General features: G+C 23.4%; 5 protein-coding genes, 1 other RNA gene and 1 pseudogene. 6 read left to right on the top strand and 1 reads right to left on the bottom strand.

Features of this window, described 5'->3' with window-relative positions; translation table 4 throughout:
- The first annotated feature begins 89 nt into the window (after window positions 1-89).
- From EHV01_RS03210 to trmB, 5 genes are all read left to right on the top strand, one after another.
- Entirely contained in the window at window positions 90-839 is a 750-nt protein-coding gene (locus EHV01_RS03210) for a hypothetical protein (RefSeq protein WP_422066173.1), read from the top strand.
- Between the two features lie 47 nt (window positions 840-886).
- Window positions 887-1,309, top strand: a transfer-messenger RNA (tmRNA) gene (gene ssrA, locus EHV01_RS03205).
- Window positions 1,310-1,573: 264 nt separating this feature from the next.
- Window positions 1,574-2,833 (top strand): hypothetical protein, encoded by a 1,260-nt coding sequence (locus EHV01_RS03200; RefSeq protein ID WP_422066172.1) that lies wholly within the window; start codon window positions 1,574-1,576, stop codon window positions 2,831-2,833.
- Between the two features lie 82 nt (window positions 2,834-2,915).
- Complete coding sequence (locus EHV01_RS03195) at window positions 2,916-3,506, top strand: hypothetical protein (RefSeq protein WP_422066171.1); 591 nt, start codon at window positions 2,916-2,918, stop codon at window positions 3,504-3,506.
- Window positions 3,490-4,131 (top strand): tRNA (guanosine(46)-N7)-methyltransferase TrmB, encoded by a 642-nt coding sequence (trmB, locus tag EHV01_RS03190; RefSeq protein WP_422066170.1) that lies wholly within the window; start codon window positions 3,490-3,492, stop codon window positions 4,129-4,131. The genes EHV01_RS03195 and trmB overlap by 17 nt, the downstream gene beginning before the upstream one ends.
- Before the next feature lie 202 nt (window positions 4,132-4,333).
- Here trmB and EHV01_RS03185 read toward each other — a convergent pair whose 3' ends face one another.
- Window positions 4,334-4,717, bottom strand: a complete 384-nt coding sequence (locus EHV01_RS03185; RefSeq protein ID WP_422066169.1) for an IMPACT family protein — start codon at window positions 4,715-4,717, stop codon at window positions 4,334-4,336.
- Between the two features lie 133 nt (window positions 4,718-4,850).
- Between EHV01_RS03185 and EHV01_RS03180 the strand changes: the two are divergent.
- A pseudogene (locus EHV01_RS03180) lies at window positions 4,851-5,038 on the top strand (transposase); the annotation flags it as partial.

The following is a 5,038-nucleotide window of genomic DNA, read 5'->3' as shown; positions in this document are numbered from 1 at the left end:
WAAATTTTTAAATAAAAGACATAATTAATTAAAATTATAATTTGCTATTAGTATCTTTTTAAAAATATTTACAATTATTTTAATAGGTTATGCAAGAAGTCTATTGTAAAATTCAAGAAAATAATGATAATTTACAAATTTTACAAATGAGAATATTACGATTGAAATATTATTCACCCAAAAAAATTAGTTTTTTCTTAACAAAAAAATTAGATTTTCAAAAGTTCTGAATGTGGTTAGTGTTTGAAAAGAATCTTAAGATTACTTTAATTGCTGTTACAACCGTTCAAATTCTTTTGACTTTTTATATTTTTTTATCTGGTATTTTTCAATGAAACATCAAAGAAAGGATTGTTTATAATTATAATGGAACAAATTATTCATTAAACCCGAATAACATTATTTATATTTTGAGTATCCTTACTATTGTTTGCTTTATAATTGAGTTTTTGTTGGAAAGTGTTATTTGCTTAATAAATTGGATTAATAAAAATGATAGTGCAATTACAGTTAATTTTTTAAAACTTATCATGTTAATTACTAGTATTGGGTTATTTAGTTATTTTTTTAGTAGTTTAAATTATTATGTTGAATATTTAAATTTAAAAAATAATAATTTAATTACAAATCCTAGGTTAATTGTTGAGCGATTATTATTTTGATTACAAAAAGATTATATTCTAGGTATGGGACTTTTCTTATTATTTACCTTATTTTTTAGTAGTTTTAGTTTAATCATGGATTACTATACTTTAATTCGAATTACTTTAGGTACAAAAATTGGAAAAGAAATTAGCCATGAATATCATTTAAGCAATTATTTCAAAAAAATGTACTAAATAGTTATTATTTACTATTTAATAATTTAAGAGTATAATTGCTATATGGGGATGTTCCGGTTTCGACAGGAATGATCTACTAATATTGGCAGTAGTTTAGCAGACTATAATGCTACTAGGTTTGAAGAAACGCAAACAAAAAACAAAAAGAAGACAAAATTGAAATGCCAGTTTTTATGATCAACAATCAATTAGCAGGATCAATGTTAGCAGCTTAATTCCTCGCTGTTAGAGGATTGCTAGCCGTAATAGTAGTTAATTGTAGATTATTAACTATTATCGTATCTCAAGTCTTAATCTAATAGAAATTCTAATTGATAATGTTAGAATTTTGAAAGTCTTATTATCTAGTTATTTAATTAGTTGTCTAATCCTATTATTAAATAATGAAAAAAGATGATTAGACTAAACTGTAGAAGATATTAGAATGTTATTTGTGGACGCGGGTTCAATTCCCGCCATCTCCACCATTTTTTATTTTTATTAAAAATAAGGTAGAAATTAAAAGAAACTTGTTTTGTCATAAATAAATTATTAGATTCAAGAAATTATTTATGAGAATTTTAGTTTCTTTTTTAAGTTCAAAAATATTTTTAAAAGGAATGATATAATAAAAAAAGTACAAGGTTTGTTAAAAGAGGTGGAAGTAAGTGAGTAATATTTTAAATATTATTTTTGTATATTTATTATTTATAATTATTTTTTCTATCATTTATATTTTTACATGAGGTTTAGTGCGTAATTCTTTTGCTCGTTTTTCAATTTATTATCAAGTTGTTATTGGTGGTGTTTTTGCAATTTTGGTTATTATTGCCCAAGGATTAATCCCATTTTTTGTGCCACCAAAAACTGGCGAAACCAATACAATGATTGCTATTAATATTTTTCTGCCAATAATAGTTTGTTGAATGATAGGTGTTTTTATTTCTTGCTTTGCCACAATTTTATATACGATTATTATTTTTACTTTTCTTTTTGCAATTTTACCATTTTTAAATAATAATTATTTTTTACCTTTGACAGGTACTCCTAATATTATTATGATTTCAGTACTTTATGTTTTAACCCTTCTAATTGTTTTTGTGAGTTGGTATTTTAAATGAACAAAATGAACTAGATGGTCTTTATTGACATTAACAGAATTCATTACGGCTTCAATTATTGTTTTAGCACAATCAAAAAGAATGGCTATGTCAGAAAACTTTGTAAGTGAATTATATGTTTTAGTGTGAATTGCAATGACTTATTTTGCTTATAGTATTTGTGGTATTATTGAATTAATTTATGTTCATGCAATAAAATTACAAAATATTATTGAATATGACCGCAATAGTTATGTTCGTGAGGCTTTAGCACATGATGCTATTTATAATTTAATTCATAAGAATAAGATTCGTCGTGGAATTTATTTTACTTTTATGATTAATAATATTGAAAAACTAGACAAATTTCTAAATAGTAATGTTAAAAATAAAATTATTGATCTTATTTCTCATCAAGTTTTTACACTATGAAAAGAACAAAATGTTTTATTTTTTAAAGCAAGTTTAAATCATTTTGGAATTTTTCTTCCCCTTGATCAAATTGAAAAAGCTGATATTAGTAGTATCTTATTACATAATAAAAATAAGTTACGACCAGAAACTGATTTGTTAAAACAATTTGAAATTTTATTGTGACAAGTTAATACGACTTTTATTTTAAAAAATTATAAAATAATTGTTAAATTACAAGGATATGCTTCATTATATGGATTACAATCAAATAATTTAAATAAGTTAAAAGAATATAATATTGCAACAGCAGATAATCGGTTAAATCTTGAATATTCAAATCAAATTATTTTTATTGATCCTGAAAATATTAAAGAATTGTCAAACCAAAAACGTAGTATTTTAGCTTTAAATGAACATATTCAATTAGAAAAAATTGTTAGTTTATATTCTCCAATTATAAATGTAAATGATGCCCTTACATTAGCATATCATTTATAGTAGTAATTTAGTTGATGGGGTTGATAGTGATTTAATATTTGGAAAAGATAGTAATACTTTTGGGGGAATTGTACATGAAACAATGCTAGTTCGTTTTAATGCGGCATTAAATATTAAAAATTTTCATAAATTAGATTATTATTTAGAACAAAAATTATTCATTACTTATCCAGCTAGTTTTATTAGTAGTGATCAGTTTAATTTAAAAAAATTTGCAACAAAATTAATTGAATTAAAAGTAAAACCAGGTAATTTAATTTTAATTTTTGATTTAATGGAAACTGGCTTTGATCCTGAAAAGTTTAAAAAAAATTTAAATACAATTAAAAATATTGGTATTGAAGTTGCTGTTAAAAATTTTGGAGCAATTGATACGGAATTAAATAGTTTGTACTATTATGAACCTAATTATGCTGTTTTTTCTCCAACAATTATTCGTGAAATGTTTATTCATTTGCATTATCAAAATTTAATTAAAGAATATATTATTTTAATTGCACCACAAGTTAATAGTTATTTAGGATATAGTAAATTAAAAGAACTAAAAATTAATTATATGTTTGGTTCATTATTTGGAACTTATGATGAACCACAAAATGAAATTGGTAATGAGATAAAAATAGCTTTATTAAAAAACAGTCGGAAAGGATTTAAAGATGAGACTAAGAAATAAACCTTGAGCAACAGAATATATTATGGAGAATCCTACCTTTGCAATTCAAAATCCAGAATATTATAAGGGACAATGGGGAAAAATGATTTTTAAAAATAATAATCCCTTAAATATTGAAATTGGTTCTGGGAAAGGAGATTTTATTATAGCATTAGCAAAAAAATATCCAAATCAAAATTTTTTAGCAATCGAACGTTATCCATCAGTTTTAGTTTTAGCTTTAAAAAAAATAATTGCTGAAAATTTATCTAATTTAAAAATAATTGTTTTTGGTGCTATTTTTTTACTAGAAATTTTTGCACCTAAAGAAATTAATAAAATATATTTAAATTTCTCTGATCCTTGACCAAAAATGCGACATGAAAAACGTCGGCTAACAAATAAAATATATTTAGATTTTTATCAAATTATTTTACAAGATAATGGTGAAATTCATTTTAAAACAGATAATGATCAATTATTTACTTATTCATTAGAATCATTTAAAGAAAATAATTGAAAAATTGTTGATTATACAACAAATTTATATCAGAGTCAGTATGCGGAAAATAATGTTCCAACTGAATATGAACGACGCTTTGTTAAACTTGGAAAAAATATTAATTATTTATATGCTCGGAAATAATTATATTAATTTTATTATTGCTGGCTCATAAAAGGAAAGTATGGATTTGTTCACTAGGTAACGAAAATTGATAGCTAATAGGTTCCTTAAAATTTTTATTAATTATTAAATTTTGATAATGATATGTTAAATATTCATCAACTAATTTAATTTTATTAATTGGGGAATTTAATAATAATATCTTTTGTTTCAAAATAAGGAATTAATTCCGCTTTTTTAGGTTTGTTTTAACACTATTAGCATAAGCGCGAATTAATCCGCCAGCTCCTAATTTAATTCCCCCAAAATAACGAATAACTAAACACACAACATTAGTTAAATTATGATGAAGTAAAATTTCTAAAATTGGTTTACCAGCAGTATTAGTTGGTTCGCCATCATCACTTTTTCGAATAATATTTTGATTTTTCCCAATAATGTAGGCGTAACAGTTATGAGCAGCGTTTGGCTGTTGATTTGTTTTAATAAATTGAAGTGCATCATGTTCGGAAGTAGCTTTTTGCAATAAACAAAGGAAGCGTGATTTTTTAATATTTATTTCATTAATAATTAATTTAGTTTCTTTTAGTTCTTGCAAGTTTTTCACCTTTCTTTTTATCTTTATTTTATCTTCATTATATTAGACTTCTTGCATAACCTAGTTATTTTAAAATTCCTATAAAATATATTTAAAATRGRAAWWAAAGGAACTAATAAATGATTATTTTATTGATAAAACAATTATTATTGATGCTACCGAAACTCCAATCCAACGCCCAAAAAAAGACAAAAACAATCTTATTCTGGTAAAAAGAAAAAACACACGATCAAAACACAAGTAATTATCGAACAAGAAACCAAAAAAATTATTGCAACAAGTTTTTCGCTTGGAAAAAAACATGATTATGCTTTATTTAAAGAATCAAAW

Origin of the sequence: Spiroplasma sp. hy2 (assembly GCF_044714365.1) — a bacterium.
Classification (GTDB): Bacteria; Bacillota_I; Bacilli_A; order Mycoplasmatales; family Mycoplasmataceae; genus Spiroplasma; species Spiroplasma phoeniceum.
Note: the sequence above shows the minus strand (reverse complement) of the source record. Positions and strands in the feature narration are given on the sequence as shown.